Below are 25686 nucleotides of genomic sequence, written 5' to 3'. Positions count from 1 at the left end.
AGGACCGCGCCGGCTGCCGGGTCTCGCTTGTCTGACTGACTCAGACGTGTCGACGGACACCGCCCGCGCCGCGCCGGGCGGACGGCTCACCCGCACCAGTGGCGGTACGGCGGATCCGCCGCCTGACATGGGCTGATCTGCGGTGGCGTGTGTGGGACTCTTGCTCACGTTCGTAGACTGGCGCGGTGACCGCAGCAGCGCCGATCATCGCGCCCAGCATCCTCGCCGCCGACTTCGCCCGACTGGCCGAGGAGGCCCGCGCGGTCGAAGGGGCCGCCGACTGGCTGCATGTCGACGTGATGGACAACCACTTCGTGCCCAACCTGACCATCGGGCTCCCGGTGGTGCAGAGTCTGCTGCCCGCCACCGACCTGCCGTTCGACGTACACCTGATGATCACCGACCCACGACGCTGGGCGCCCGGCTACGCCGACGCCGGGGCCTACAACGTCACCTTTCATGCCGAAGCCTGCGACGACCCGGTGGCGTTGGCCAAGGAACTGCGGTCGGCCGGTGCGAAGGCCGGTCTGGCGATCGACCGGGACACACCCGTCGAGCCCTATCTCGACCTGCTGCCCAGCTTCGACACCCTGCTGATCATGACAATCAAGGCCGGGTTCGGCGGCCAGCGGTTCATCCCGGAAATGCTGGACAAGGTTCGCGCCGCCCGCCGGCACGTCGCCAGCGGCCACCTGGAGCTGCGGATCGAGGTCGACGGCGGGATCGCCGCCGAGACCATCGAACAGGCCGCCGCAGCGGGCGCGGACGCGTTCGTCGCCGGCACCGCCGTCTACGGTGCCGAGGATCCCGCCGAGGCGGTCCGCAAGCTGCGGGAACTCGCCGAGCGGACCGCCTGCCAGTGGTGAGCCCCGACGGGGCGCAACCGCGCCCCGACCTCATCCTGGTGGTCGACGACGACGTCGACATAGCCCGGTTCGTCGAGGTCAACCTGCGGTTGCAGGGATTCGAGGTGCTGCTCGCGCACGACGGCCAGGAAGCGCTCGACGCGATCGAGCGGCAGCGTCCCGACTTGGCGGTGGTCGACCTGATGATGCCGCGTATCGGCGGGCTCGAACTCACCCGCCGGCTGCGCGCCGACCCGATGACCGCCGCCCTGCCGATCATCATGCTCACCGCCAAGGGCATGACCGTCGACAAGGTGCTCGGGTTGACCGCCGGGGCCGACGACTATCTGGTCAAACCCTTCGACACCTCGGAGTTGATGGCCCGGGTCATCTCCACTCTGCGCCGTAACCGCGAATACCGTGAGGTGTCGCCGCTGACCGGGCTGCCCGGCAACACCCGGGTCAGTCGGGAGATCACCGACCGGGTCCGGAGCGGCACCGACTACGCCGTCGGCTACATCGACATCGACCGGTTCAAGAGCGTCAACGACGTGTACGGGTTCGGCCGCGGCGACGAGTTCATCTCCGCGTTGGCGCGATGCCTGCACCGGGCGGTGGTGTCGATCGGGCTGCCGCCGGCGTTCCTCGGCCACATCGGCGGCGACGACTTCGTGGTGGTCTGCACGCCGGAGCAGGTCCGACCGATCATCGAGCAGGCGATCGTGGACTTCGAGAAGGTGGCCGACGAACTCTACGATCCCACCGACGCGCGACGCGGCTACGTCGAGGTCAAGGACCGGCGGGGCAACCTGCAGAAGGCCGCGCTGGTCACCCTGTCGGTCGGGGTGGCGGTCTCGGCCGGCCCGCGTCGGTTCAGCGACCCCCGCGACATCATCACGGTGGCAAACGAGATGAAATCGGTCGCCAAGAGCCAACCGGGTTCGTTCATCGCGGTCGACCGGCGGTTGTCCAGCGGCTGACCAGCGGCGGGGCACAACTGTCGGAAACCCGACAGTTGTGACCTGGGCCGCGTCGCTGGCGGCCGGTCCCGGGATTCGTGTAAGACTCTCAGGTACAGCACCCACCACGCGCTGGCGGGACTCGGTGAAATTCCGAACCGGCGGTGATCCACGGCCCGAGCCGTGGTAGCCCGCGACCCGGTCGTCGGTAACGACGCCCGGTGGACCTGGTGAGACCCCAGGGCCGACGGTTGGGCCAGGCAGTGTCGATCCCGGCACTGACCGGTCCAGACAGTCCGGATGGGAGACAGCGCGCGGGGACGGACGCTGCGCGCTGGCGTGTTCACGTACGCCTGCCCGCTCAGCGACCCGGGGCTAGGCCGCCATGGCCACCCCCGGGTGTACGCCGCCGCCCGCTGTCGCCGGCCGCCCACCTTCGGGCCCGGTGACGCCTCCCGCCCGCCGCGCGCCACGACGGCAGGCCAGGAGAAGAGGGACCGGTCATGGCGAGCCTGACCACCGACGAGGCGATGCGTCGCGCCATCGGCCTCGCTGTGCGCGGCCTCGGCGCCACCAGCCCCAACCCGATCGTCGGCTGCGTCATCCTCGACCCCGCCGGGCACGTCGTCGGCGAAGGCTTCCACGCCTACGCCGGCGGCCCACACGCCGAGATCGTCGCCCTCGCCCAGGCCGGCGACCGGGCCCGGGGCGGCACCGCCGTGGTCACCCTCGAACCGTGCGACCACGTCGGCCGGACCGGCCCCTGCTCCACCGCGCTCGCCGACGCCGGCGTCGCCACCGTCGTGCTGGCCGTACCCGATCCCAACCCGGTCGCCGCCGGCGGCGCCGACACCCTGCGCGCCGCCGGGATCGCCGTCGAGTTCGGCCTGCGCGCCGACGAGGCCGAGGCCGCCAACATCGCCTGGCTGACCGCCGTACGCCGCAGACGCCCCTACCTGACCTGGAAGTACGCCGCCACACTCGACGGCCGGTCCGCCGCCGTCGACGGCACCAGCATGTGGATCACCTCGGAGGCGGCCCGCGCCGACGTGCACGCCCTGCGCGGCACCGTCGACGCGATCATCGCCGGGGTCGGCACCGTCCGCACCGACGATCCCCGGCTCACCGTCCGTGACCCGCGCGACGGCGCCCTCGCCATCCGCCAGCCGCTGCGCGTCGTGGTGGACAGCGCCGGACGTACCCCGGTCGACGCCCGGGTCCGCGACGCCGCCGCCCCCACCTGGATCGCCACCGCCGCCGACGTCGGCACCGACCACCACGGCCGGGTCGACCTGTCCGCGCTGCTGACCCGACTGTACGACCGGGGCGTCCGGTCCGCCCTGCTCGAAGGGGGACCGGTGCTCGCCGGGGCGTTCCTGCGTGCCGGCCTGGTCGACCGGATCGTTGGCTACCTGGCACCCAAACTGCTCGGCTCCGGGGCCGCCGCGCTCGGCGACGCCGGCGTGCCGACCATCGCCGATGCGATCGAGCTGACCGTCGTCGACGTCACCCAGGTCGGCCCCGACCTGCGGATCACCGCCGTACCCCGGCAGAAAGAGGGCTGAGTCGATGTTCACCGGGATCATCGAGGAGCTGGGCACAGCCGGCACACTCGACTGGCACGGCGACAGCGCGGTCCTCGCCCTGCACGGCCCGTTGGTCGCCGCCGACGCCCGGCACGGCGACTCGATCGCCGTGAACGGTGTCTGCCTGACCGTCGTCGACGTCGGTGACGGCGGCCGGTTCACCGTCGACGTGATGAAGGAGACCTTCGACCGCAGCTCCCTGGGCGGTCTGCGGACCGGCGATCCGGTCAACCTGGAACGGGCCGCGACCCTCGCCACCCGCCTCGGCGGGCACCTGGTGCAGGGCCACGTCGACGCGGTCGGCGTCATCGTCGACCGCACCCCGGCGGACCGCTGGGAACAGGTGCGGATCAGCCTGCCGGGCGGCCTGTCCCGCTACGTCGTCGAGAAAGGGTCCATCGCCGTCGACGGAGTCTCGTTGACCGTGACGGGGGTCCACGACGGCGATCCCGCCGCCCCGGGAGACGACCCCGGCTGGTTCACCGTCGGACTCATCCCCACCACCCTGCAGCTCACCACCCTCGGCAACAAACCGGTCGGGGCACCGGTCAACCTGGAGGTCGACGTGATCGCGAAGTACGTGGCCAAGCAGGTCAGCGCAAGCGGGGCGGCGCGGTGACCGCCGGGTTCGGCACCATCGCGCAGGCTCTCGACGACCTGGCCGTCGGCCGGCCCGTCGTGGTCGTCGACGACGCCGACCGGGAGAACGAAGGCGACCTCATCTTCGCCGCCGAACACGCCACCGCCGCCCAGGTCGCCTTCATGGTGCGGCACACCTCGGGCTTCATCTGCGTGTCCCTGTCCGAAACCGAATGCGACCGACTCGACCTGCCGCCGATGTACCACACCAACCAGGACCGGCGGGGCACCGCGTACACCGTCACCGTCGACGCCCGGGCGGGCGTCACCACCGGGATCTCCGCCGCCGACCGCGCACACACCATGCGACTGCTCGCCGACCCGGCCACCAGCGCCGCCGACCTGTCCCGCCCCGGGCACGTCGTGCCACTGCGGGCCCGCGCCGGCGGTGTCCTGCACCGGCCCGGCCACACCGAGGCCGCCGTCGACCTGGCCCGGCTCGCCGGGCTGCGACCCGCCGGGGTGCTGTGCGAACTCGTCAACGACGACGGCACCATGATGCGCCTGCCCGACCTGGAGAAGTTCTGCGCCGACCACGGCCTCACCCTGATCACCATCGCCGACCTGATCACCCACCGGCGGCGCACCGAAAGCCATGTGGAACGGGTGGCGCAGGCCCGGCTACCGATGCCGTACGGCGAGTTCCGGGCGGTCGGCTACCGCGTCGCGCACGACCCCGCCGAACACATCGCGCTGGTCCTCGGCGACGTCGGCGACGGTGGTGACGTCAGCGGCGGGGGAGCCGGGAGAGCCGGCGACGGTCACGACGTGCTGGTCCGGGTCCATTCCGAATGCCTCACCGGCGACGTCTTCGGTTCGCTGCGCTGCGACTGCGGGCCGCAGCTCGACACCGCCCTGCGGCTGGTCGCCGCCGAAGGCCGGGGCATCGTGCTCTACCTGCGCGGCCACGAGGGGCGCGGCATCGGCCTGGCGGACAAGCTGCACGCCTACCACCTGCAGGACCAGGGCCGCGACACGGTCGACGCCAACCTCGCCCTCGGGCTGCCCGCCGACGCCCGCGACTACGGCACCGGCGCGCAGATCCTGCACGACCTCGGGGTGCGGTCGGTACGGCTGCTCACCAACAACCCGGCCAAGGTCGACGGCCTCGAAGCCCACGGTGTGACAGTGCTCCACCGGGAACCGCTCACCATCCATCCGCGCCCGGAAAACCTGCGCTACCTGCGGACAAAACGCGACCGGATGGGGCACCTGCTGCAGGGACTCGACGAGATCGAGACCACCGGGATCGCGGGAGGACGGGCATAGTGGCCGGTTTCGGAGAACCAGGAGTCACCACCGTCGACGCCCGGGACCTGACCGTCGGGGTGGTCGCCGCCCGATGGCACGGCGAACTGGTCGACGTCATGCTCAGCCGGGCGTTGGCCGCCGCCGACGCCTGCGGGGTCGCCGGCGTACAGGTCGCCCGGGTCGCCGGCTCGGTCGAACTGCCCGTCCTGGCCCAGGCCCTGGCCCGGCGCTGTGACGCGGTGGTCGCCCTCGGCGTCGTGGTACGGGGTGCCACCGCCCACTTCGACTACGTCTGCACATCGGTGACCGAAGGACTGACCCGGGTGTCGCTCGACGAAGCCACGCCGGTCGGGCACGGAGTGCTCACCGTCGACACCATCGACCAGGCCGCCGAACGGGCCGGACTACCCGACTCGATCGAGGACAAGGGGTGGTCGGCGATGGTCGCCGTACTCGATGCCGCGCTCGCGTTGCGCGCCCTGCCGCCGACCTGAACGACCGGCGGTCCCGCTTCCTGTCACTGACCCGTCACGTTCTGGCCGTCCGCGCGGTAAACCAGACGCGGAGCTGACACGTCGTAGCTGGCGTGACACCCGAACTGGCCTCTGACCTGCGCGCGGGGAGGACGATGCCGCGACAGCGGACACAGCCATCGGCGTGGGCGGCGGACGAAGCGGTCACCCGCCTGTTCACCGCGCACTACCGTCCGCTGGTACGCCTGGCCACCCTGCTGCTGCGTGAGCCGGCGATGGCCGAGGAGATCGTGCAGGACGCCTACGTCGCGCTGCACGGCCGCTGGTGGCGGCTCCGGGACGCCGACAAGGCCCTGGGCTACCTGCGGGTCACCGTGGTCAACAAGTGCCGGTCGGCGATGCGGCACCGCCGGGTCGTGCAGGCACACCTGGCCGCCGCCCGGCCCGAACCCGACGCCCCGAGCGCCGAAGCGGGTGCCCTGGATCAGCTGCGCCAGGACGACGTCGTCACCGCGCTGCGCGCCCTGCCGCCCCGGCAACGGGAAGCGATCGTCCTGCGCTACTACGTCGATCTGTCCGAGGCGCAGACCGCCGAGATCATGGGAGTCAGCCGGGGCGCGGTGAAAAGCCACACCGCGCGCGGCATCGCGGCGCTGCGCACGAGCCTGGACGGACTGTGATGGACCACGACGATACGGCCACCCGCCACGCCGACCTGCTGCGCCAGGCGCTACGGGCACAGGCGGACCGGGTCGACGCCGGACCTGACGCCGCGTTGGCGGCCATCCGCGACCGGATCGCCGTCCGACGCCGTCGCCGGCTGCCGGCGACGCTGATCGCCACCGCCGCCGCGACCGTCGCCGCCACCATGGTCGGAGTCATGGTCGGTCTGTCGCCGATCGGCACCCCGGGCCCACCCGGCCAGCGTCCGGGCGCGGCCACCGCCGACCCGGCGACCTCCGCCTCCGCCCCGGCCCCCGCCTCCGTCGCACCGTCCGCTGCCCCCGGCGACCCGTCCGCCCCCGGCGCCACGTCCGCCACCGCCACCGCAGGCGCGGCCGGCGAGCGCGCCGGTACGGCTGTCGCCACCCTGCCGGTCTACTACGTCGGCGAGGTCGACGGCCGGCCCCGGCTCTACCGGGAGTTCCACCGCTTCGACCTGACCAGCCGCAGCACCCTCGGCGAGTTGCGGGCCGTGATCGGCGAAATGCTCACCGGCGAGCGGCTGCGCGACCCCGACTACCGCACCCTCTGGCCGATCGGTGCCAGCCTGACCAGCGTCTGGACCCAGTACGACATCGTCGGGGTCAACATCAGCGGCGCCGACGTCGCCAACCTCGACGCGGCCGGGGCCGACGCCGCCGTGCAGCAACTCGCCTGGACCGTCGCCGGAGTCGTCGGCGGCGACCCCCGGATCCGACTCCTGCTCGACGGGGAACCCGTGGACCGGCTCTGGGGTCACGTCGACACCCGCGACGAGATCGTCAAAGGACGGGCGTTCGACACCCTGGCCGCGCTCTGGCTGATCGAACCGCAGCACGGCGACACGGTCGGGCGAACCTTCACCGTGCACCTCGCCGGCAGCGTCAACGAGGCCACCGCACAGCTGCGGGTCCGCCAAGGGGACCGGATCGTCCACCAGCGCCACGTCACCCTCGACGACGGGGCACCCGGGCGGGGCGAGGCGACCGTCGCGCTCACCCTGCCGCCCGGCGACTACCTGGTCGAGGCGTACGAAGAGTCGCTGGTCGAGGACGGGAGCGACCGCTACCTCGTCGACGCGATGATCACCGTACGGTGACGGCACGCTGACCGTCGTACGGCGCCGGCCCTGACCGCCGTACGGTGATCAGCTGGTGGACCGGTGCGGACCCGGTGCCGACCGGCCCGAGGTCCGGCTGCCACAATCAGGCACCGTGAAGACGTTCGAGGAGCTGTTCGCCGAGCTACAGGCCAAGGCGGCAGCCGGTACGCCCGGCTCGTCGACGGTGGCCGCGCTGGAGCGCGGGGTACACGCCATCGGCAAGAAGGTCGTCGAGGAAGCCGCCGAGGCGTGGATGGCCGCCGAGCACGAGAGCCCGCAGCGGGCCGCCGAGGAGATCTCCCAACTGCTCTACCAGGCGCAGGTGCTGATGCTGGCCACCGGACTGGAACTCGAAGACGTCTACCGACATCTCTGACCCGCCCTCGCGACCGTGCACCCCCGATCGATCAGGAGCGAGACCGAGATGCTGCGCATCGCCGTACCCAACAAAGGCACCCTGTCCGGACCGGCCGCCGACATGCTGCGTGAGGCCGGCTACCGCCAACGCACCGACCCCAAGGACCTGGTCTGCCGCGACGAGGCCAACGACGTCGAGTTCTTTTACCTGCGCCCCCGCGACATAGCCACCTACGTCGGCACCGGCGAACTGGAGCTCGGCATCACCGGCCGGGACCTGCTGATCGACTCGGCCAGCCCGGCCGAGGAACTGCTCGACCTGGACTTCGGCGGGGCGACGTTCCGGTTCGCCGCCCGCCCCGAGACCCTGACCCGGGTGCCCGACGAGATCGCCGGGCGACGCATCGCCACCGCGTACCCCGGGGTGGTCGAACGCTACCTGGGCGAACACGGCCTCAAAGCCGAGGTGATCCGGCTCGACGGCGCGGTGGAGAACGCCATCCGGCTCGGCGTCGCCGACGTCATCGCCGACGTGGTGGAGACCGGCGCGACGCTGCGCCAGGCCGGCCTGGTCACCGTCGGCGAGCCGATCCTGCGTTCCTCGGCGGTGCTGGTGCACCCGGCCGCGACCCCCACCACCGGGCAGGCCGACCAGCTGATCCGTCGCCTGCAGGGTGTCCTGGTGGCCCGCCGGTACGTGATGCTCGCCTACGACGTGCGTGCCGACCTGCTGGAACAGGCGAGCGCGTTGACCCCGGGCATCGAGTCGCCGACCATCTCGCCGCTGCACCGGGAAGGCTGGGCGGCGGTGCAGGCGATGGTCCGCCGCGCCGAGGTCCACCGGATCATGGACGAGCTGTACGAGGTCGGCGCCCGCGCCATCCTGGTCACCTCGATCCACGCCTGTCGCCTCTGACCCGTCCCGGCGCGATAGGTAAACATCGAAGGACTGCTGTACCTCGGTGGTCCGGGCTGGTACCGTGATCACAGTCAATATGTTGCCCAGGCGTGTTGGTTGCGGGGTGTACATCACCATGCTGAAGAGACAAAGGGATTTGCCGCAGGTCAATCGCAGGTCGCTGATGATGGTGCCGACATTGGCGGTAGCTGCCATCGCTCTCTCCTCCGCGCCGGTTCAGGCCAGCCTGCGGCAGCCGGAGTGTGTCGCTGATCTCTTGAATGGCCAGGGTCGATAGGCGTGACCGCATACACCCGTCGTGGGATCTTGGCGCTAGCCGCGACCGGCGGTATCGGAATGGCGGTGTTCGGTGGCAGGCCGACCGCCGCCGCTGACGTCAGCATCGCCGAATGCACTTCGATACCCGCGACTCATGATCCGGAGGTCATTGCGATTGTCTACCGGGTCGGGGTCGATCTGGGTGCCAGTAGCCGCGTCATGCTCTCGGCATTCGAGGCGGGCTGGGTCGAGTCCCGAATGAACAACCTTCCTTGCGGTGACCGGGATTCCCTCGGAGTCTTCCAACAGCGACCTTCACAGGGCTGGGGGACGCCTGAGCAGATTCTGGACGTCGCCTTCGCCTCGGGTTCCTTCTTTACCCGGGCGATTCCCTGGGCAGCCGATCATCCGTCGGCGACTGCCGGGCAGATAGCGCAGGCCGTACAGCGATCTGCCTTTCCAGAGCGATACGACGAGTCCGAAGCAGTAGCGCTCAGCCTTATCGACGAGGCTCGCCGGCTCGTAGATGGCTCGTCGTTGGTTGACGGGGTGGGGGTGTGTGCGTGGGGTGTACGGCGGTTGGATCTGTTCGCGCGGGCGGGTAGTGGGGCGTTGGCGCATCGCTGGTTCGATGATGGTTGGTTCGGGTGGGAGGGTCTTGGTGGTGGGTTGACGTCTGCTCCGGCTGCGGCGTCGTGGGCGGAGCGTCGTCTTGATGTGTTTGCTCGTGGTGGTTCTGGCCAGTTGGTGCATAAGTGGTTTGATGGTTCGTCGTGGTCTGGTTGGTCTCATCTTGGTGGTGTGTTGACGTCTGCTCCGGCTGCGGCGTCGTGGGCGGAGCGTCGTCTTGATGTGTTTGCTCGTGGTGGTTCTGATCAGTTGGTGCATAAGTGGTTTGATGGTTCGTCGTGGTCTGGTTGGTCTCATCTTGGTGGTGTGTTGACGTCTGCTCCGGCTGCGGCGTCGTGGGCGGAGCGTCGTCTTGATGTGTTTGCTCGTGGTGGTTCTGGCCAGTTGGTGCATAAGTGGTTTGATGGTTCGTCGTGGTCTGGTTGGTCTCATCTTGGTGGTGTGTTGACGTCTGCTCCGGCTGTCACGTCGCAGGGGCCGGGGCGTCTTGATGTGTTTGCTCGTGGTGGTTCTGGTCAGTTGGTGCATAAGTGGTATGTGAATGGTGAGTGGTCGGGCTGGGAGCATTTGGGCGGTACGTTGGGTTCTCCGCCTACTGCGTGTTCGTGGTCGCCAGGTCGGGTTGATGTGTTTGCTGTCGACAGGGTCGATCGACTTGTGCACAGGTGGTTCCAGGACGGTGATTGGTCTCCATGGGAACACCTCGACGCCATGCCATGACGAGGCTTCCGTCCATGGCCTCATGGCGTGCGGAGACGCCGATCGGTCGAGCTGACGCCCACCCGAGCCGGCGGCGATGTCCGTCACAGACACCAGCCGGGTGGGCTGTGAGAGTGGGCGGGTGCGTCGACCAGCCCGCTCCGAGCCCGCCGCGTCGGCGGCGCCGCGCCCGGAGCCGGTCGGACCAGCATCGGCCGGACCGGCATCGGTCGTCCCGGCGGTCCCGCCAGCGGTGCCGGCCAGGGTGGTGCCGCCCTGGCTTGCCCTGATCGTCGCCGCGCTCGGTGGGGTCGCGTCGGCGTCGCAGAGCGCGGTCAACGCCGAACTCGGGGCCCGGATGGGCAACGCCGTCGTCGGCGCGGCGGTCAACAACATCGGCGGGTCGTCGCTGATCGTCTGCGGACTGCTGCTCGTACCGTCGATGCGGGCCGGGCTGCGGACGCTGCGGCGGGCCCGGCTGCCGTGGTGGACCTACCTGGGCGGGATCGGCGGCGGCTTCCTCGTCATCGCCGCCACGTACGCCGTACCGGTGCTCGGGGTGGCGGTGTTCACCATCGCGCAGGTGGCGGGCACCAGCGTCGGCGGGCTGGCGGTGGACCGGACCGGTCTCGCCCCGGCTGGCCGGCTGGCCCTTTCCGGTCCCCGGCTGACCGGCGCCCTGCTCGGGATCGGGGCGGTCGCGGTGGCCCAGATCGGTCGCCCGGTCGGGCAGCTGGCCGTCGGCCTGGTGGCGCTGGCGGTGGCCGGTGGACTCGCCGTGGCGATCCAGTCGGCGCTCAACGGCCGGGTCTCGGCGGCCAGTACCACCGCCGCCGGCACGGTGGTCAACTTCGCCGTCGCCACCCCGATGGTGCTCGGCGTGGCCGTCGTGCTCGGCGCGTCCGGTGCCGTGGCGCGCGGCGGCTGGCCGGGGGACTGGTTCCTCTACCTGGGCGGCCTGTTCGGTGTCATGGTGATGGTCGCGCTGCTCGTCGGGGTGCGGTCGGTCGGGGTGCTGCGGACCGGACTCGGAGTGGTCGGCGGCCAGCTGATCGGGGCGCTGCTGATCGACGTGCTGCGTCCGGACGGTCCCGGCGTCGGTGTCGGCCTGCTGGCCGGGGCCGGCTTGATCGTGGCGGCGGTGCTGGTGTCCGGTCGGGGGACCGCCGGGGTGCGGGACGGGACCCGTCGGAGGATGGCAGACTCGATCAGATGGCGGACGAAGTGACGAGCGTGTCGGCGCGCCCGCGTCGGATCCGGGTGACCTGCTGGTCGTTGGCGGCGGCTCTGGTGCTGCTCTTCACGGCGATCAGCTTCGGGTTGGAGGGCTCCACCGGTCGCAACATGGGCAGCTTTCAGCGCGGCGACCAGTTCGCGATGATCGGCCTCGGCCTGGTCGGTGCCGCCGTGATCCTGCTGTTCACCCGTCCCCGGGTCGAGGCCGACGCCGCCGGGGTCCGGGTACGTAACGTGTTCCGCTCCTACGAGCTGCCCTGGTCGGTGATCCGGGCGGTGCGCTTCGACCGCGACGCCGCCTGGGCCAGCATCGAACTCGACGACGACGAGACGGTGCCGGTGCTGGCCCTGCAGGCGGTCGACCGGCAGCACGCGGTCGACGCCGTCCGGGCGTTGCGGGCGCTGCACACGTCGTATGGCGCCGGCAGGGGCAGCGCCGATGGTCGGGGCGGTGCCGGGCGGCGGCCGGCCACCCGGGCGGGCTGAGGTACGTCGGCGCGGGTTGACGCCGGTTCGATTCCCGGCTAAGTCACCGACCTGGTAGGCTTGGCGGGTCGACCACGCTGTCACCGGTGGCGGCTCCAGGTCACGGTCGAGCCCGTCAGATGTTCTTCGCCGGGGTCGTCACCACCGGGAGCCGGTCATCCGGCGACAGTCGAGAAAGCGGAGCGCCCGCTCCCACCCGTACCGCGAACTCGGCGGTCGGGTCCGGTCACTCACGGCGGCTATGTCCGCCGTCGAGTCGACGCCTCCGGCGTCATCGACCGGTCGAGCGGGCCCTGGCATGCGCCAGGGCCTTCTGCTTTCCCGGGGCGCCCCCGCCGGGGTGCGTGTCCGGGGTCGACGAGACTACGGAGAAACGGACTCGAGGAGGCCCCATCAGCGTCGAACCACGCGTGAACGAGCAGATCCGGGCACGTGAGGTCCGACTGGTCGGTCCGGAGGGTGAGCAGGTGGGCATCGTCCCACTGGAGCGGGCCCTGCAGCTGGCCGCGGACGTCGACCTGGACCTGGTTGAGGTTGCGCCGATGGCGCGCCCGCCGGTGTGCAAGCTCATGGACTTCGGCAAGTTCAAGTACGAGAGCGCACTCAAGGCGCGCGAAGCGCGGCGTAACCAGCAGCAGACCGTCATCAAGGAAATGAAGCTCCGGCCCAAGATCGATCCGCACGACTACGAGACCAAGAAGGGTCACGTGGTGCGGTTCCTCAAGGCCGGCGACAAGGTCAAGGTCACGATCATGTTCCGGGGTCGTGAGCAGAGCCGCCCGGAGCTGGGCTACCGGCTCCTGCGCCGGCTCGAATCGGAGATCTCTGACCTGGGGTACGTCGAGGCCGCTCCGAAGCAGGACGGCCGGAACATGATCATGGTGTTGGCCCCGCACCGGGCCACCAAGGCCGCAGCCGCCGCCGCAACAGCGGCCCGGGTCGGTCCGACCCGGGAGCAGCGCGACGCCGGTGCCGTCGAGGCACCACCGGCCGCAGCGGCCGAACCCGCCGGCACCACCGGCGAGTGACAGGGGAGAGACGCGACAAATGCCAAAGATGAAGCCCCACTCCGGCATGGGCAAGCGGGTCAAGGTGACCGGCCGGGGCAAGATCCTGTCCGAGCAGGCCGGCAAGCGCCACCTGCTGGAGGGGAAGCCCTCCACCCGGACCCGTCGGCTCACCGGCACCGTCGAGGTGTCTCCGGCCGACGTCAAGCGCATCAAGAAGCTGCTGGGCCGCTGACGCGCGCGCCACTGACCTGAAGGAGTAGGTGAAATGGCACGCGTCAAGCGGGCTGTCAACGCCCAGAAGAAGCGCCGCACCCTGCTGGATGACGCCAGCGGTTACCGGGGCCAGCGGTCCCGGCTCTACCGCAAGGCCAAGGAGCAGGTGCTGCACTCGATGCAGTACGCCTACCGGGACCGTCGCGACCGCAAGGGCGACTTCCGGCAGCTGTGGATCACCCGGATCAACGCGGCGGCCCGCGCCAACGGGATGACCTACAACCGGCTCATCCAGGGCCTGAAGCTGGCCGGTGTCGAGGTCGACCGCAAGATCCTGGCCGACCTGGCGGTCAACGACCCGACCGCCTTCGCCGGCATCGTCGAGGTGGCCCGCACCGCGGTCGCCGCCGAAGGCACCGGCGGTGCGGCGGCCCAGGCCGCCTGACCGGCTGACCCGCACGTGGCACGAAACGAGGCGTCCGGCATGTCCGCACCACGGCCCGCCGGACGCCTCACTCATGCCCCGGCGACTGGCACCGGCCGAGTCGACCCGACGCCCGCCGGCCCGGGCCGGACCGGCCCGGCGCACGTGGGATCGGATCCGGCCGGGTTCACCACCCGTACCCCCAGGATCGTGGCCGCCCGGCGGCTGCTGCGCCGCCGCGACCGCGACACCACGCGGCGCTTCCTCGCCGAAGGCCCGCAAGCCGTCCGCGAAGCGCTCGCCACCCCCGGGGTCACCCGCGAGCTGTTCGGCAGCGCCGCCGGCCTGGACCGGCACGCCGATCTGGTCGCCGCCGCCACCCGCGCCGACGTGACCGTCTCCACGGTGACCGACGACGCGCTCGCCGCGCTCACCGAAACCGTCACCCCGCAGGGCGTCGTCGCCGTCTGCGACCACCTCGACGTCACCCTGGACGCGGCGCTGCGCCGGCGACCCACGCTGGTCGCCGTGCTGGCCGAGGTCCGGGATCCCGGCAACGCCGGCACTATCCTGCGGACCGCCGACGCCGCCGGAGCCGCCGCCGTGGTCTTCGCCGGTGCCGCCGTCGACCCCTACAACGGCAAATGTGTCCGGGCCAGCGCCGGCAGCCTGTTCCACGTCGACGTGGTCCGCCACCCCGACCCCGACGACGTCGTCGACGCCCTGCGCGCCGCCGGGCTGCGGGTGCTCGCCGCCACCGGCTACGGCGACACCGACCTCGACGACCTCGCCGACGACGGGACCCTGCGCGACCCGACCGCCTGGCTGTTCGGATCCGAGGCCCACGGGCTGGCCGACCCGCTCGCCGCCCGAGCCGACGCGCGGGTACGGGTACCGCTGCACGGCCGGGCCGAGAGCCTCAACCTGGCTGCCGCCGCCGCCGTCTGCCTGTACACTTCGGCCAGAGCGCAACGATCCAGGGAGTCCTCGTGTTGACCGCCCCCATGTTTAGCCAGCCCGCCGGTCGCGGCGGGCGGCAGGGCTGAGCGGACCCTCTCCTGCGCCTTCTCCCACCGGCGGGCTGCGGCAGCGCCGCGCGTCCGTAGACTCTTGCCGGTCATCGGCCCCGGTGACCGCACGCCGCGAGGGAGTGCCCGCACGTCATGACCTACCGCAACGACCCATACGATCCGAAGCAGGTCGCGCTGCTCGACCCGACCGCGCTCGCCGGTGCGGTCGCCGCCGCCGAGAAGGCGTTCGCCGCCGCCGCCGACCTGGACGCGTTGACCGCGCTGCGCCACCAGCACCTCGGCGACCGCGCCCCGATCGCGCTGGCCCGCCGCGAGATCGGTGCCCTGCCGCCGGCGGCCAAGGCCGACGCCGGCAAACGGGTCAACGAGGCCCGCGCCGCCGTCCAGGCCGCGTACGACACCCGTCAGGTCGCGCTCGAAGCCGAACGGGCCCGCCGCGTCCTCGCCGAGGAACGCGTCGACGTCACCCTGCCGTACGACCGCCGCCCGCGCGGCGCCCGGCACCCGCTGACCACCCTGATGGAACGCATCGGTGACCTGTTCGTCGGCATGGGCTACGAGATCGCCGAAGGCCCCGAGGCCGAGCTGGAGTGGACCAACTTCGACGCGCTCAACATCAGCCCCGACCACCCGGCACGCGGCCTGATGGACACCTTCCACCTCGACCTGCCCGGTTTGGTGCTGCGCACCCACACCTCACCGGTGCAGGCCCGCACCATGCTGACCCGCACCCCGCCGATCTACGTGGTCTGCCCGGGGCGGGTCTACCGCACCGACGAACTCGACGCCACCCACACCCCGGTGTTCCACCAGGTCGAAGGGCTCGTCGTCGACCGGGGCATCACCATGGCGCACCTCAAGGGCACCCTCGACCACTTCGCCCAGGCGATGTTCGGTGCCGACGCCCGGACCCGCTGGCGGCCGCACTACTTCCCGTTCACCGAGCCGTCCGCCGAGTTCGACGTCTGGTTCCCGCAGCACCGCGACGGCCCCCGGTGGGTCGAATGGGGCGGCTGCGGCATGGTCAACCCCCGGGTGCTGCGGGCCTGCGGCATCGACCCGGAGGTCTACTCCGGATTCGCGTTCGGCATGGGCATCGAACGCACCCTGATGTTCCGCCACGGCATCAGCGACATGCGCGACATGGTCGAAGGCGACGTGCGGTTCACCCGCGCCTTCGGGATGGAGGTCTGAGTCATGCGGATCGCACTCTCCTGGCTGCGTGAACACGTCGACCTGCCCGCCGACCTGACGACGCGGCAACTCGAAGACGCCCTCGTCGGCCTCGGTCTGGAAGTCGAGTCGATCGTCGACCTGGCCGGCACCGTCACCGGCTTTCTCGTCGTCGGCGAGGTCCGCGAGATCGAGGAACTCACCGGCTTCAAGAAACCAATCCGGTTCTGCCGGGTCGACGTCGGCACCGCCAACGGCACCGGCGAACCGCAGGAGATCGTCTGCGGCGCCACCAACTTCGCCCCCGGTGACAAGGTCGTCGTCATCCTGCCCGGCGGGGTGCTGCCCGGCGGCTTCGCCATCGGCGCCCGCAAGACCTACGGGCGCAACTCCAACGGCATGATCTGCTCCGCCCGCGAGCTCGGCGTCAGCGACGACCACGCCGGCATCATCGTGCTGCCCCCGGACGTCACCGCCGCGCCCGGCGACGACGCCCGGCCCGTCGTCGGCCTCGACGACGTCGTGGTCGACGTCGAGATCACCCCCGACCGGGGGTACGCCATGTCGGTGCGCGGGATCGCCCGGGAACTCGCCCAGGCGCTCGGCGTACCGTGGCGGGACCCGGCGGCGATCGACGCACCCGGCGCCACCGCCGCCCCGGCGTACCCGGTCGAGGTGCGCGACACCGTCGGCTGCGACCGGTTCACCGCCCGGATGGTGCGCGGCGTCGACCCGACCGTGCCGTCGCCGCAGTGGATGGTGCGCCGGCTGACCACCGCCGGGGTCCGCAGCATCAGCCTCGCCGTCGACATCACCAACTACGTGATGCTCGAACTCGGCCAGCCGATGCACGCCTTCGACGCCGACCGGCTCGCCGGCCCGCTGGTGGTACGCCGGGCGGTCGCGGGGGAGAAGCTGACCACCCTGGACGGGGTGGCCCGGGTCCTCGACGCCGAGGACATGGTGATCTGTGACGACACCGGGCCGATCTCGCTCGCCGCCGTGATGGGCGGCGAGACCAGCGAGGTCGTCGCCGACACCCGTACCGTGCTGTTCGAGGCCGCCCACTGGGACCCGGTGATGGTCGGCCGCACCGCCCGGCGGCACAAGCTGTTCAGCGAGGCCGCCAAGCGGTGGGAACGCGGCGTCGACCCGGCGCTGCCGCTGGTCGCCGTCGACCGCGCCGTACGGCTGCTCACCGAGTACGCTGGCGGCGAAGCCGGGGCGGAGATCCTCGACATCGACCACGTCGCCCCGCCGGCCCCGATCGTGATCGACGCCGGGCTGCCCGGCCGCCGGGTCGGGGTGGCGTACCCGCCGCAGCGGGTCGTCGAACTGCTGGAAGCCGTCGGCTGCACCGTCGCCACCGGCGCCAGGGCCGGGGTGGCCAGCGCCAGCGCCGTCGCCACCGGGGCGGCCACCGCCACCTCGGCGGCCTCGGCCCCCGACGACGGCGCGGCACCGCTGGTCGTCGCCCCGCCGAGCTGGCGGCCCGACCTGACCGACCCGGCCGACCTGGTCGAGGAGGTGGTCCGGCTGGCCGGCTACGACGACGTGCCCAGCGTGTTGCCGCCGGCCCCGGCCGGACGCGGACTCACCGCCACCCAGCGGCGTCGCCGGTCGGTGGCGCGGGCGCTGGCCGAAGCCGGCCACGTCGAGGCGCTCTGCTACCCGTTCGTCTCCCCGCAGGCCGCCGACGACCTGGGGCTGCCCGCCGACGACCCGCGCCGCGACGCGGTCCGGCTGGCCAACCCGCTGGCCGACACCGACCCGCTGCTGCGGACCAGCCTGCTGCCGCCGCTGCTGGGCACGTTGCGGCGCAACATCGGCCGGGGACAGCGCGACGTCGCCCTCTACGAGATCGGCGTGGTGTTCCAACCCCGGCCGGGTGCGGCCGCGCCACCGGCGATGGGCGTCGACGACCGACCCGACGACGAGGTGTTCGCCGCCGCCGACGCCGCCGTACCGCACCAGCCGTGGCACGTCGCCGTCGTGCTCGCCGGTGAGGTGGAGCCGGGCGGCTGGTGGGGCGTTGGACGCCCGGCCGGCTGGGCCGACGCCGTCGAAGCCAGCCGGGTGGTGCTCGACGCCGCCGGTGTCCCGGCCGACCGGGTCGAGGTCCGGGCCGGCGAGTACGCCCCCTGGCATCCCGGCCGCTGCGCCGAACTGCTGGTCGACGGGGTCGTCGTCGGCCACGCCGGGGAGTTGCACCCGGCGGCGGTCGCCGCGCTGGAACTGCCCCGGCGTACCTGCGCGATGGAGCTGGACCTGGACGCGGTGCCGCCGGCTCCGGTCGTGCCGGCGCCGGACTTCTCCAGCTTCCCGCCGGCGCTGATCGACGTCGCCTTGGTCGTCGACGAGGCCACCCCGGCGGCGCAGGTCCGCGCCGCCCTGGTCGCCGGTGCCGGCGAGCTGCTCGAATCGGTCCGGCTTTTCGACGTGTACGCCGGGGAGCAGCTCGGCGCCGGGCGTAAGTCCCTGGCGTACAAGCTGGTGTTCCGGGCCCCGGACCGTACGTTGACCGTGGATGAGGCGGTGGCGGCCCGCGACGGCGCGGTCGCCGAGGCGGCTGCCCGGCTCGGCGCCACCCTGCGCGGCGCCTGACCGTACCGACGCCGGGGTCCCGGCCCGGTCCGCCGCGACGACGGGCGGACCGGGCCGGGACCGCCAGCGATGCCAGCCGAATGCCGCTCAACCCGCACGGACCCACCGTGCACAGTGCACTCACGCTGTGCTCCAGTGGCGAACCGAGGTTGGGCGAAGTGTGAATGGACCCTCCGACTAGGATGCGGGGATGCCTCAATGGCGGACGACGCGTCTGGTCGCCGGCGCGTCGACAGCCGCGCTGGCGGTGGCCGCGTTCACCACCGGCCAGCCGCACTGGGGCTGGTTTCTGCTGCTCACCGTCGGGCTGCCGTACGCGGTCCTCGCCGTTCCCGCGCGCTGCGGTGAGCCACTGTGGCACGACGGCGACTGCCCGTACCTGGGGCCGGGTCTGCTGGTCGGCTGCCACCTGCACCGCCTCGACAAGCTCGAGCGGCTGCTCGGCGCGCAACCACGGACTCCTGCCGGCGACCGCCGGAAAGGGCCGGGCGTGGCAGTGCCGGCGGATCGGAGCCGGGACGTGGCCCGGCACGTACGGGAGGGTTTCGGCTTCGTCGCCGCGCTGCTGGGTGCGGTCTCGGGTCTGCTGATCCTGGTCCGGATGACGCCGCTCGGGTAGGGGTGAGCTGGTCTTCGCCGCCGACGCAGGGCAGCCGCCGATCGAATGTCTGTACTTCGGGTCGGTCAGGCGGGTGGCTACGCTGGATTTATGCCGAAGGCCATCTGGAACGGGCTCGTGATCGCCGAGAGCGACGACACGGTCGTCGTCGAGGGAAACCACTACTTCCCCAGGTCGTCGCTGCGTGACGACCTGGTACGTGAATCGGACACCCACACCCACTGCCCGTGGAAGGGCGACGCGTCCTACTACTCGCTGGAGCACGAGGGTCAGCGCAGCGCCGACGCGGTCTGGTACTACCCGGAGCCGTCGCAGGCGGCCGAGACGATCCGGGGACGGGTCGCCTTCTGGCGCGACGTCGAGGTGATCGCCGACTGACGGTGCGCCTGCACGTCGCCCCTGGCAGCCGATCTTGTGGGTTGCCAGGGGCGAGTGCATCCTGATACCTTCCGCTGCATAGAAATGCGGAGGTGGGTATGGGCATCCGGGTCGCCGTCGCCGGCGCGAGCGGGTACGCCGGGGGAGAACTGCTGCGGCTGATCGCCGGGCACCCCGAACTGGACCTGGTCGCCGCCACGGCACACAGCCAGGCCGGCGCGTCGGTCTCCGCCGTACATCCACATCTGGCCGGCCTCGACCTGACCTTCGCCGGCACCGACGTCACCAGCTTCGCCGACGCGGACCTGGTCTTCCTGGCCCTGCCGCACGGCGAGTCCGCCGCGCTCGCCGCCACCCTGCCCGCTGGAGTCAAGGTCGTCGACCTCGGTGCCGATCACCGGCTGACCGACGCCGCCGCCTGGGACCGCTACTACGGCGGCCGGCACGCCGGTGCCTGGGTGTACGGCCTGCCGGAGCTGCCCGGCCAGCGGGACCTGATCGCCGCCGCCGATCGGGTCGCCGCCACCGGCTGCTACGCCGTGGCCATCACCCTGGCGCTCGCCCCGCTGATCGCCGCCGGTGTCGTGGACCCCGCCGACGTCGTGGTGGTCGCCGCCAGCGGCACCTCCGGTGCCGGCCGGGCCGCCAAGACCCACCTGCTGGCCAGCGAGGTGATGGGCAGCCTGTCGCCGTACAAGGTCGGCGCGCACCAGCACGTCCCGGAGATCAAGCAGGCCACCGGCGCGACCAGCCTCTCCTTCACCCCGGTGCTGGCCCCGATGCCGCGCGGCATCCTCGCCACGGTGACCGCCCGTCCGGCCGGCGGTGTCGACATCGTCGCCGGCACCGCCGCCGACCCGGCCGTCGCCGCGCACGCGGCGCTGACCGCCGCGTACGCCGACGAACCGTTCGTGCGTCTGCTGCCCGCCGGCAGCTGGCCGACCACCGCCGCGACCCTCGGATCCAACGCCTGCCACCTGCAGGTGAGCACCGACATCGACTCGGGACGGGTGATCGTGACCAGCGCCATCGACAACCTCGGCAAGGGCGCCGCCGGCCAGGCCGTCCAGTGCGCCAACCTGATGCTCGGATTGCCGGAAACCACGGGCCTGACCGCTTTCGGAGTTGCGCCGTGAGCGCGAGGAACGTAGCGCAGCGGAGTCCCGCAGCCGCGATCGAAAGGTGGCTCAGGTGACGGTTACGGCGCCGAAGGGATTCCGGGCGGCCGGGGTGGTGGCCGGGCTCAAGAGCAGCGGCGCGGCCGACGTGGCCCTGGTCGTCAACGACGGCCCGGCCACCACCGCCGCCGGGGTCTTCACCGCCAACCGGGTGCAGGCCGCGCCGGTACGGTGGAGCCGGCAGGTGCTGCGCACCGGCACGCTGCGCACGGTGGTGCTCAACTCCGGCGGGGCCAACGCCTGCACCGGACCGGGCGGCTTCCAGGACACCCACGCCACCGCCGAACACGTCGCCGCGACACTGACCGGCACCGGAACCGGCCTCGACGTCGGGGCCGGTGAGGTCGCGGTCTGCTCGACCGGGCTGATCGGCGAACGGCTGCCGATGGACAAGCTGCTCGCCGGGGTCGACGCCGCCGTGGCGGCGCTGGCCGACGATGCCGGACCGGCCGCCGCCGAGGCGATCATGACGACCGACACCCGGCCGAAGACCGTGGTGATCGACCGCACGGGCTGGCGGGTCGGTGGGATGGCCAAGGGCGCCGGCATGCTTTCCCCGGCCATGGCGACGATGCTCTGCGTCCTCACCACCGACGCGCTCACCGACGCCGCGACCTGCGACGCGGCGCTGCGCGAAGCCTGCCGGACCACCTTCGACCGGATCGACTCCGACGGCTGCCTGTCCACCAACGACACGGTGCTGCTGCTGGCCAGCGGCGCGTCCGGGGTCACCCCGTCGGCCGCCGAGCTGACCGCCGCCGTCACCGCCGCCTGCGCCGACCTGGCCCGGCAGTTGATCGCCGACGCCGAAGGGGCCAGCAAGGAGATCGCCATCGAGGTGGTCGGCGCGGCCAGCGAGACCGACGCGGTGCAGGTCGGCCGGGCGGTGGCTCGCAACAACCTGGTCAAGACGGCGTTGTTCGGCAACGACCCCAACTGGGGGCGGATCCTCGCGGCGGTCGGCACCACGGCCGCCGCGTTCGACCCTGACCAGCTCGACGTGGCGATCAACGACGTGTGGATCTGCCGGGGCGGGGCCGCGCACGCGCCCCGCGACCAGGTCGACCTCACCGGCCGGCTGGTGCGCATCCGGGTCGACCTGCACGCCGGCACCGACACCGCGACCATCTGGACCAACGACCTGTCCCACGCGTACGTGCACGAGAACTCGGCGTACTCGACATGATCGACCCGCACACCCAGCTCAGCCGGGACCTCAGCGCCGCCCAGGCCAAGGCCGCCACGCTGATCGAGGCGCTGCCCTGGCTGGCTCGCTTCCACGGCGAGACGGTCGTGGTCAAGTACGGCGGCAACGCCATGATCGACCCGCAGTTGCAGCGGGCCTTCGCCGCCGACATGGTGTTCCTGCGCTACGCCGGCATCCGACCGGTCGTGGTGCACGGCGGCGGGCCGCAGATCTCCAGCATGCTGCGCCGGCTCGGGATCGCCAGCGAGTTCAAGGGCGGCCTGCGGGTCACCACCCCGGAAGCGATGGACGTGGTCCGGATGGTGCTGGTCGGCCAGGTCGGCCGGGAACTCGTCGGCCTGATCAACGAACACGGCCCGTACGCCGTCGGGCTGTCCGGTGAGGACGCCCGGTTGTTCACCGCCGTGCGCCGCCCCGCGTACGTCGACGGCGAACCGGTCGACATCGGCCAGGTCGGCGACGTCGACACGGTCAACCCGTCGGCGGTCGCCGACATCATCGCCGCCGGCCGGATCCCGGTGATCTCCACCGTGGCCCCCGACGTCGACGGCGTGCTGCACAACCTCAACGCCGACACCGCCGCCGCCGCGCTGGCCGTCGCGTTGCGGGCCCGCAAACTGGTCGTCCTCACCGACGTGCCCGGCCTGTACGCCGACTGGCCCGCCACCGCCAGCCTGATCAGCCGGATCACCGCCGACGACCTGGCCGGGCTGCTGCCCTCCCTCGCCGCCGGCATGGTACCGAAGATGGAGGCCTGCCTTCGGGCGGTACGGGGCGGGGTGCCCGCCGCGCACGTGGTCGACGGCCGGGTCGCCCACTCCACCCTGCTGGAAGTCTTCACCTCCGAAGGCTTCGGCACCATGGTCACCGATCCGACGAACGACGGGGAGTCCTGAATGGCCTCGCTGCGGGACCGCTGGTCCGCATCGTTGATGGACAACTACGGCACACCGCCGCTGGCGCTGGTGCGCGGCGAGGGCGCCAGCGTCGTCGCCGAGGACGGCCGCCGCTACCTCGACCTGCTCGGTGGGATCGCGGTCAACGTGCTCGGCCACGCCCACCCGGCGGTCGTCGAGGCGGTCACCCGCCAGATCGGCACCCTCGGCCATGTGTCCAACCTGTACGTCGCCGAACCCCCGGTCGCCCTGGCCGAACTGCTGCTGGCGTTGACCGGTCGCCCCGGCACGGTGTTCTTCGGTAACTCTGGTGCCGAAGCGGTCGAGGCGGCGTTCAAACTGTCCCGCCGCACCGGGCGTACCCATGTCGTCGCCACCCACGACGGCTTCCACGGCCGCACCATGGGCGCGTTGGCGCTCACCGGGCAGCCAACCAAGGCGGATCCGTTCCGGCCGCTGCCCGGCGAGGTCACCCACGTGCCGTACGGCGACGTCGACGCGCTCGCCGCCGCCGTCACCGACCGCACCGCGATGGTGATCCTGGAGCCGATCCAGGGCGAGGCCGGTGTGGTGGTGCCGCCGCCGGGCTACCTGGCGGCCGCCCGGGAGATCACCAGCCGGCACGGCGCGCTGCTCACCCTCGACGAGGTGCAGACCGGTGTCGGGCGGACCGGCCACTGGTTCGCCCACCAGGCCGACGGGATCGCCCCGGACGTCGTCACCCTGGCCAAGGGGCTGGGTGGCGGACTGCCGATCGGTGCCTGTATCGCCTTCGCCGACACCCGGGTCGGTGGGGTGGGCGCCTCGGCGGCGCACCTGACCCCGGCGGCGCTGCTCACCCCGGGCAGCCACGGCAGCACCTTCGGTGGCAACCCGGTCTGCTGCGCCGCCGCGCTCGCCGTGCTGCGGACCATCGCCGCCGACGGGCTGCTCGACCACGTCAAACGGATCGGCGAGCAGCTGCGCCGGGGCGTCGAGGCGCTCGGCCACCCGCTGGTCGCCGGCGTACGCGGTGCGGGCCTGCTCCTCGGCGTCGTGCTCACCGCGCCCGCCGCGCCAGCCGTGGCCACCGCCCTGCGCGACGCCGGTTTCCTGGTCAATCCGGCTCAGCCGGACGTGATCCGGCTGGCTCCGCCGCTGATCCTCACCGCCGAGCAGGCCGACTCGTTCCTGGCCGCGCTGCCGGGCGCGTTGGACGCCGCCACCACCACAGGAGAAGGCTCGTGACCCGGCATCTGCTGCGCGACGACGACCTCAGCCCGGCCGAGCAGTCGGCGGTGCTGGACCTGGCCGCCGCGATGAAGTCCGACCGGTACGGCCACCGGCCGCTGGCCGGCCCCCGCTCGGTGGCGGTGCTGTTCGACAAGCAGAGCCTGCGGACCCGGCTGTCGTTCGACGTCGGCATCGCCGAGCTGGGCGGCAACCCGATCGTGGTGGACACCCAGGCCACCCATTTCGGTCGCGGCGAGACCCTGGCCGACGCCGGCCGGGTGCTGTCGCGCTACGTCGCGGCGATCGTGATGCGCACGTACGGCGACGACCGGTTGGCGGAGGTGGCCGCCGGGTCGAGCGTCCCGGTGGTCAACGCCCTCACCGACGGGTTCCACCCCTGCCAGTTGCTGGCCGACCTGCTGACCGTGCGGGAACACTGCGGTGGCACCGCCGGGCGGACGCTGGCGTACGTCGGCGACGCGGCGAACAACATGGCCAACTCGTACCTGCTGGCCGGGGCGACCGCCGGCATGCACGTACGGGTGTCCGGACCGCCCGGCCACGATCCGTCGCGGGCGGTCGTCGCCCGTGCCGGTGTGATCGCCGCCGGGACCGGCGGATCGGTGCGGCTCGTCCGGGATCCCCGGGAGGCGGTCGACGGCGCCGACGTGATCGCCACCGACACGTGGACGTCGATGGGACAGGAGGACGACGGCCGGGACCGGCGCACCCCGTTCTGGCCGTACCAGGTCAACAAGGAACTGTTGGCACTCGCCGCGCCGGACGCGATCGTGCTGCACTGCCTGCCGGCGCACCGGGGCGAGGAGATCACCGACGAGGTGCTCGACTGCGTGCACAGCGCCGTGTTCGACCAGGCGGAGAACCGGTTGCACGCGCAGAAGGCGCTGCTGACCTGGCTGCTCGCACAGGCCGGTGACACGCGGGCCGGTGACACGCGGGCCGGCGGCCGGGTACGAGGCGACGGCGGCGGAGCGCCCCGGTGACCGGGCCGGCCACCCGGACCGCCCGGCACGCGCGGATCGTCGAGCTGATCCGGGCCAAGGCGATCCGGTCCCAGACCGAGCTGGCCGAGCTGCTCGTCGGTGACGGCATGCAGGTCACCCAGGCGACGTTGTCCCGGGATCTGGAGGAACTCGGTGCGGTCAAGGTACGCGGCCGTGACGGCGGTCCGGCGGTCTATCTGATCCCCGAGGACGGCAACCCGACCTTGCGTCCGGCCGAGCAGGCCCCGTCCCGGCTGGTCCGGCTGCTGCACGAGCTGCTCACCGGCGTCGACTCCAGTGCCAACATCTGTGTGCTGCGGACCCCCCCGGGCGCGGCGCAGTTCCTGGCCAGCGCGCTGGACCGGTCCGGCCTGCCGGAGGTGGTCGGCACCATCGCCGGCGACGACACCATCCTGGTCGTCGCCCGAGACCCGGTCGGCGGGGCCGACCTGGCCGACAAGCTGTCCACCTGGGCCGCCACCCCACCCGCCCCGGGCGCCAGCTGACCGGGCCGGCCCGACAAGCCACAGCTACCGATACACCGACAAGCCAGACATCGACCCACCGACAAGCCAGACATCGACCCACCGACAAG

Annotated in this window: 27 protein-coding genes and 1 pseudogene; all 28 read left to right on the top strand. The window is 72.1% G+C overall.

Going from position 1 to position 25686, the window contains the following annotated elements:
- Window positions 1-185 precede the first annotated feature (185 nt).
- Window positions 186-866, top strand: coding sequence for a ribulose-phosphate 3-epimerase (gene rpe, locus O7632_RS20395; protein WP_278116552.1), 681 nt, complete (start codon window positions 186-188; stop codon window positions 864-866).
- A complete protein-coding gene (locus O7632_RS20390; protein ID WP_278120232.1) occupies window positions 854-1825 on the top strand; it encodes a response regulator in 972 nt (323 codons plus the stop codon). The genes rpe and O7632_RS20390 overlap by 13 nt, the downstream gene beginning before the upstream one ends.
- 482 nt (window positions 1826-2307) lie before the next feature.
- Window positions 2308-3369 carry a bifunctional diaminohydroxyphosphoribosylaminopyrimidine deaminase/5-amino-6-(5-phosphoribosylamino)uracil reductase RibD gene (ribD, locus tag O7632_RS20385; RefSeq protein ID WP_278116551.1) on the top strand — a complete coding sequence of 354 codons (1062 nt, stop codon included), beginning with the start codon at window positions 2308-2310 and terminating at the stop codon, window positions 3367-3369.
- Window positions 3370-3373: 4 nt separating this feature from the next.
- Window positions 3374-4009, top strand: coding sequence for a riboflavin synthase (locus O7632_RS20380; protein ID WP_278116550.1), 636 nt, complete (start codon window positions 3374-3376; stop codon window positions 4007-4009).
- Window positions 4006-5298 (top strand): bifunctional 3,4-dihydroxy-2-butanone-4-phosphate synthase/GTP cyclohydrolase II, encoded by a 1293-nt coding sequence (locus O7632_RS20375; RefSeq protein ID WP_278116549.1) that lies wholly within the window; start codon window positions 4006-4008, stop codon window positions 5296-5298. The genes O7632_RS20380 and O7632_RS20375 overlap by 4 nt, the downstream gene beginning before the upstream one ends.
- Window positions 5298-5774, top strand: a complete 477-nt coding sequence (gene ribH / locus O7632_RS20370; protein WP_278116548.1) for a 6,7-dimethyl-8-ribityllumazine synthase — start codon at window positions 5298-5300, stop codon at window positions 5772-5774. The genes O7632_RS20375 and ribH overlap by 1 nt, the downstream gene beginning before the upstream one ends.
- A gap of 134 nt (window positions 5775-5908) precedes the next feature.
- Window positions 5909-6433 carry a SigE family RNA polymerase sigma factor gene (locus O7632_RS20365; RefSeq protein ID WP_278116547.1) on the top strand — a complete coding sequence of 175 codons (525 nt, stop codon included), beginning with the start codon at window positions 5909-5911 and terminating at the stop codon, window positions 6431-6433.
- On the top strand, window positions 6433-7554 hold the full coding sequence (locus tag O7632_RS20360) for a Gmad2 immunoglobulin-like domain-containing protein (protein WP_278116546.1): 1122 nt from the start codon (window positions 6433-6435) through the stop codon (window positions 7552-7554). The genes O7632_RS20365 and O7632_RS20360 overlap by 1 nt, the downstream gene beginning before the upstream one ends.
- A 97-nt stretch (window positions 7555-7651) precedes the next feature.
- A complete protein-coding gene (locus O7632_RS20355) occupies window positions 7652-7933 on the top strand; it encodes a phosphoribosyl-ATP diphosphatase (RefSeq protein WP_347403639.1) in 282 nt (93 codons plus the stop codon).
- Window positions 7934-7981: 48 nt separating this feature from the next.
- Window positions 7982-8830: an ATP phosphoribosyltransferase gene (hisG, locus tag O7632_RS20350; protein ID WP_278116544.1), complete on the top strand. Its 849-nt coding sequence runs from the start codon at window positions 7982-7984 to the stop codon at window positions 8828-8830.
- Between the two features lie 438 nt (window positions 8831-9268).
- Window positions 9269-9604, top strand: a pseudogene (locus tag O7632_RS32270) (hypothetical protein); the annotation flags it as partial.
- A 36-nt stretch (window positions 9605-9640) separates the two neighbouring features.
- The gene (locus O7632_RS32265) at window positions 9641-10441 is read left to right on the top strand and encodes a hypothetical protein (protein WP_347403638.1); all 801 of its coding nucleotides are present in this window, start codon (window positions 9641-9643) and stop codon (window positions 10439-10441) included.
- A 121-nt stretch (window positions 10442-10562) separates the two neighbouring features.
- On the top strand, window positions 10563-11648 hold the full coding sequence (locus O7632_RS20340) for a DMT family transporter (protein WP_278116542.1): 1086 nt from the start codon (window positions 10563-10565) through the stop codon (window positions 11646-11648).
- Window positions 11633-12142, top strand: coding sequence for a PH domain-containing protein (locus O7632_RS20335; protein ID WP_278116541.1), 510 nt, complete (start codon window positions 11633-11635; stop codon window positions 12140-12142). Before O7632_RS20340 ends, O7632_RS20335 begins: the two co-directional genes overlap by 16 nt.
- Before the next feature lie 410 nt (window positions 12143-12552).
- Window positions 12553-13170 carry a translation initiation factor IF-3 gene (gene infC, locus O7632_RS20330; protein ID WP_278116540.1) on the top strand — a complete coding sequence of 206 codons (618 nt, stop codon included), beginning with the start codon at window positions 12553-12555 and terminating at the stop codon, window positions 13168-13170.
- A 19-nt stretch (window positions 13171-13189) separates the two neighbouring features.
- Window positions 13190-13384 carry a 50S ribosomal protein L35 gene (gene rpmI, locus O7632_RS20325; protein WP_278116539.1) on the top strand — a complete coding sequence of 65 codons (195 nt, stop codon included), beginning with the start codon at window positions 13190-13192 and terminating at the stop codon, window positions 13382-13384.
- Window positions 13385-13417: 33 nt separating this feature from the next.
- Entirely contained in the window at window positions 13418-13810 is a 393-nt protein-coding gene (gene rplT / locus O7632_RS20320; RefSeq protein WP_278116538.1) for a 50S ribosomal protein L20, read from the top strand.
- Window positions 13811-13849: 39 nt separating this feature from the next.
- Window positions 13850-14785: an RNA methyltransferase gene (locus O7632_RS20315; RefSeq protein WP_278116537.1), complete on the top strand. Its 936-nt coding sequence runs from the start codon at window positions 13850-13852 to the stop codon at window positions 14783-14785.
- 167 nt (window positions 14786-14952) lie between these two features.
- Window positions 14953-16014 carry a phenylalanine--tRNA ligase subunit alpha gene (pheS, locus tag O7632_RS20310; protein ID WP_278116536.1) on the top strand — a complete coding sequence of 354 codons (1062 nt, stop codon included), beginning with the start codon at window positions 14953-14955 and terminating at the stop codon, window positions 16012-16014.
- 3 nt (window positions 16015-16017) lie between these two features.
- Window positions 16018-18597: a phenylalanine--tRNA ligase subunit beta gene (locus O7632_RS20305; protein WP_278116535.1), complete on the top strand. Its 2580-nt coding sequence runs from the start codon at window positions 16018-16020 to the stop codon at window positions 18595-18597.
- A 190-nt stretch (window positions 18598-18787) separates the two neighbouring features.
- On the top strand, window positions 18788-19216 hold the full coding sequence (locus tag O7632_RS20300) for a hypothetical protein (RefSeq protein WP_278116534.1): 429 nt from the start codon (window positions 18788-18790) through the stop codon (window positions 19214-19216).
- Window positions 19217-19306: 90 nt separating this feature from the next.
- The gene (locus O7632_RS20295) at window positions 19307-19594 is read left to right on the top strand and encodes a DUF427 domain-containing protein (protein WP_278116533.1); all 288 of its coding nucleotides are present in this window, start codon (window positions 19307-19309) and stop codon (window positions 19592-19594) included.
- 98 nt (window positions 19595-19692) lie between these two features.
- A complete protein-coding gene (gene argC, locus O7632_RS20290; RefSeq protein WP_278120230.1) occupies window positions 19693-20730 on the top strand; it encodes an N-acetyl-gamma-glutamyl-phosphate reductase in 1038 nt (345 codons plus the stop codon).
- Between the two features lie 55 nt (window positions 20731-20785).
- A complete protein-coding gene (gene argJ, locus O7632_RS20285) occupies window positions 20786-21958 on the top strand; it encodes a bifunctional glutamate N-acetyltransferase/amino-acid acetyltransferase ArgJ (RefSeq protein ID WP_278116532.1) in 1173 nt (390 codons plus the stop codon).
- A complete protein-coding gene (gene argB, locus O7632_RS20280) occupies window positions 21955-22875 on the top strand; it encodes an acetylglutamate kinase (RefSeq protein WP_278116531.1) in 921 nt (306 codons plus the stop codon). Before argJ ends, argB begins: the two co-directional genes overlap by 4 nt.
- A complete protein-coding gene (locus O7632_RS20275) occupies window positions 22876-24102 on the top strand; it encodes an acetylornithine transaminase (protein WP_278116530.1) in 1227 nt (408 codons plus the stop codon).
- Window positions 24099-25091 carry an ornithine carbamoyltransferase gene (gene argF, locus O7632_RS20270; RefSeq protein WP_278116529.1) on the top strand — a complete coding sequence of 331 codons (993 nt, stop codon included), beginning with the start codon at window positions 24099-24101 and terminating at the stop codon, window positions 25089-25091. Before O7632_RS20275 ends, argF begins: the two co-directional genes overlap by 4 nt.
- The gene (locus tag O7632_RS20265; protein WP_278116528.1) at window positions 25088-25597 is read left to right on the top strand and encodes an arginine repressor; all 510 of its coding nucleotides are present in this window, start codon (window positions 25088-25090) and stop codon (window positions 25595-25597) included. The genes argF and O7632_RS20265 overlap by 4 nt, the downstream gene beginning before the upstream one ends.
- Window positions 25598-25686 lie beyond the last annotated feature (89 nt).

Source organism: Solwaraspora sp. WMMD406 (genome assembly GCF_029626025.1).
Lineage (GTDB): Bacteria > Actinomycetota > Actinomycetes > Mycobacteriales > Micromonosporaceae > Micromonospora_E.
The sequence above is the reverse complement of the archived record's forward strand: the minus strand, read 5'-3'. Positions and strand labels throughout refer to the sequence as shown.

Bases quoted from the DNA above. Each gene is read 5' to 3' on its own strand.
- O7632_RS20295 (WP_278116533.1), top strand. From the start codon at position 19,307: ATGCCGAAGGCCATCTGGAACGGGCTCGTGATCGCCGAGAGCGACGAC.
- rplT (WP_278116538.1), top strand. From the start codon at position 13,418: ATGGCACGCGTCAAGCGGGCTGTCAACGCCCAGAAGAAGCGCCGCACC.
- O7632_RS20305 (WP_278116535.1), top strand. From the start codon at position 16,018: ATGCGGATCGCACTCTCCTGGCTGCGTGAACACGTCGACCTGCCCGCC.
- O7632_RS20335 (WP_278116541.1), top strand. From the start codon at position 11,633: ATGGCGGACGAAGTGACGAGCGTGTCGGCGCGCCCGCGTCGGATCCGG.
- hisG (WP_278116544.1), top strand. From the start codon at position 7,982: ATGCTGCGCATCGCCGTACCCAACAAAGGCACCCTGTCCGGACCGGCC.
- argB (WP_278116531.1), top strand. From the start codon at position 21,955: ATGATCGACCCGCACACCCAGCTCAGCCGGGACCTCAGCGCCGCCCAG.
- rpmI (WP_278116539.1), top strand. From the start codon at position 13,190: ATGCCAAAGATGAAGCCCCACTCCGGCATGGGCAAGCGGGTCAAGGTG.
- O7632_RS20275 (WP_278116530.1), top strand. From the start codon at position 22,876: ATGGCCTCGCTGCGGGACCGCTGGTCCGCATCGTTGATGGACAACTAC.
- ribD (WP_278116551.1), top strand. From the start codon at position 2,308: ATGGCGAGCCTGACCACCGACGAGGCGATGCGTCGCGCCATCGGCCTC.
- O7632_RS20315 (WP_278116537.1), top strand. From the start codon at position 13,850: ATGTCCGCACCACGGCCCGCCGGACGCCTCACTCATGCCCCGGCGACT.
- argC (WP_278120230.1), top strand. From the start codon at position 19,693: ATGGGCATCCGGGTCGCCGTCGCCGGCGCGAGCGGGTACGCCGGGGGA.
- O7632_RS20300 (WP_278116534.1), top strand. From the start codon at position 18,788: ATGCCTCAATGGCGGACGACGCGTCTGGTCGCCGGCGCGTCGACAGCC.
- O7632_RS20365 (WP_278116547.1), top strand. From the start codon at position 5,909: ATGCCGCGACAGCGGACACAGCCATCGGCGTGGGCGGCGGACGAAGCG.
- O7632_RS20360 (WP_278116546.1), top strand. From the start codon at position 6,433: ATGGACCACGACGATACGGCCACCCGCCACGCCGACCTGCTGCGCCAG.
- O7632_RS20380 (WP_278116550.1), top strand. From the start codon at position 3,374: ATGTTCACCGGGATCATCGAGGAGCTGGGCACAGCCGGCACACTCGAC.
- pheS (WP_278116536.1), top strand. From the start codon at position 14,953: ATGACCTACCGCAACGACCCATACGATCCGAAGCAGGTCGCGCTGCTC.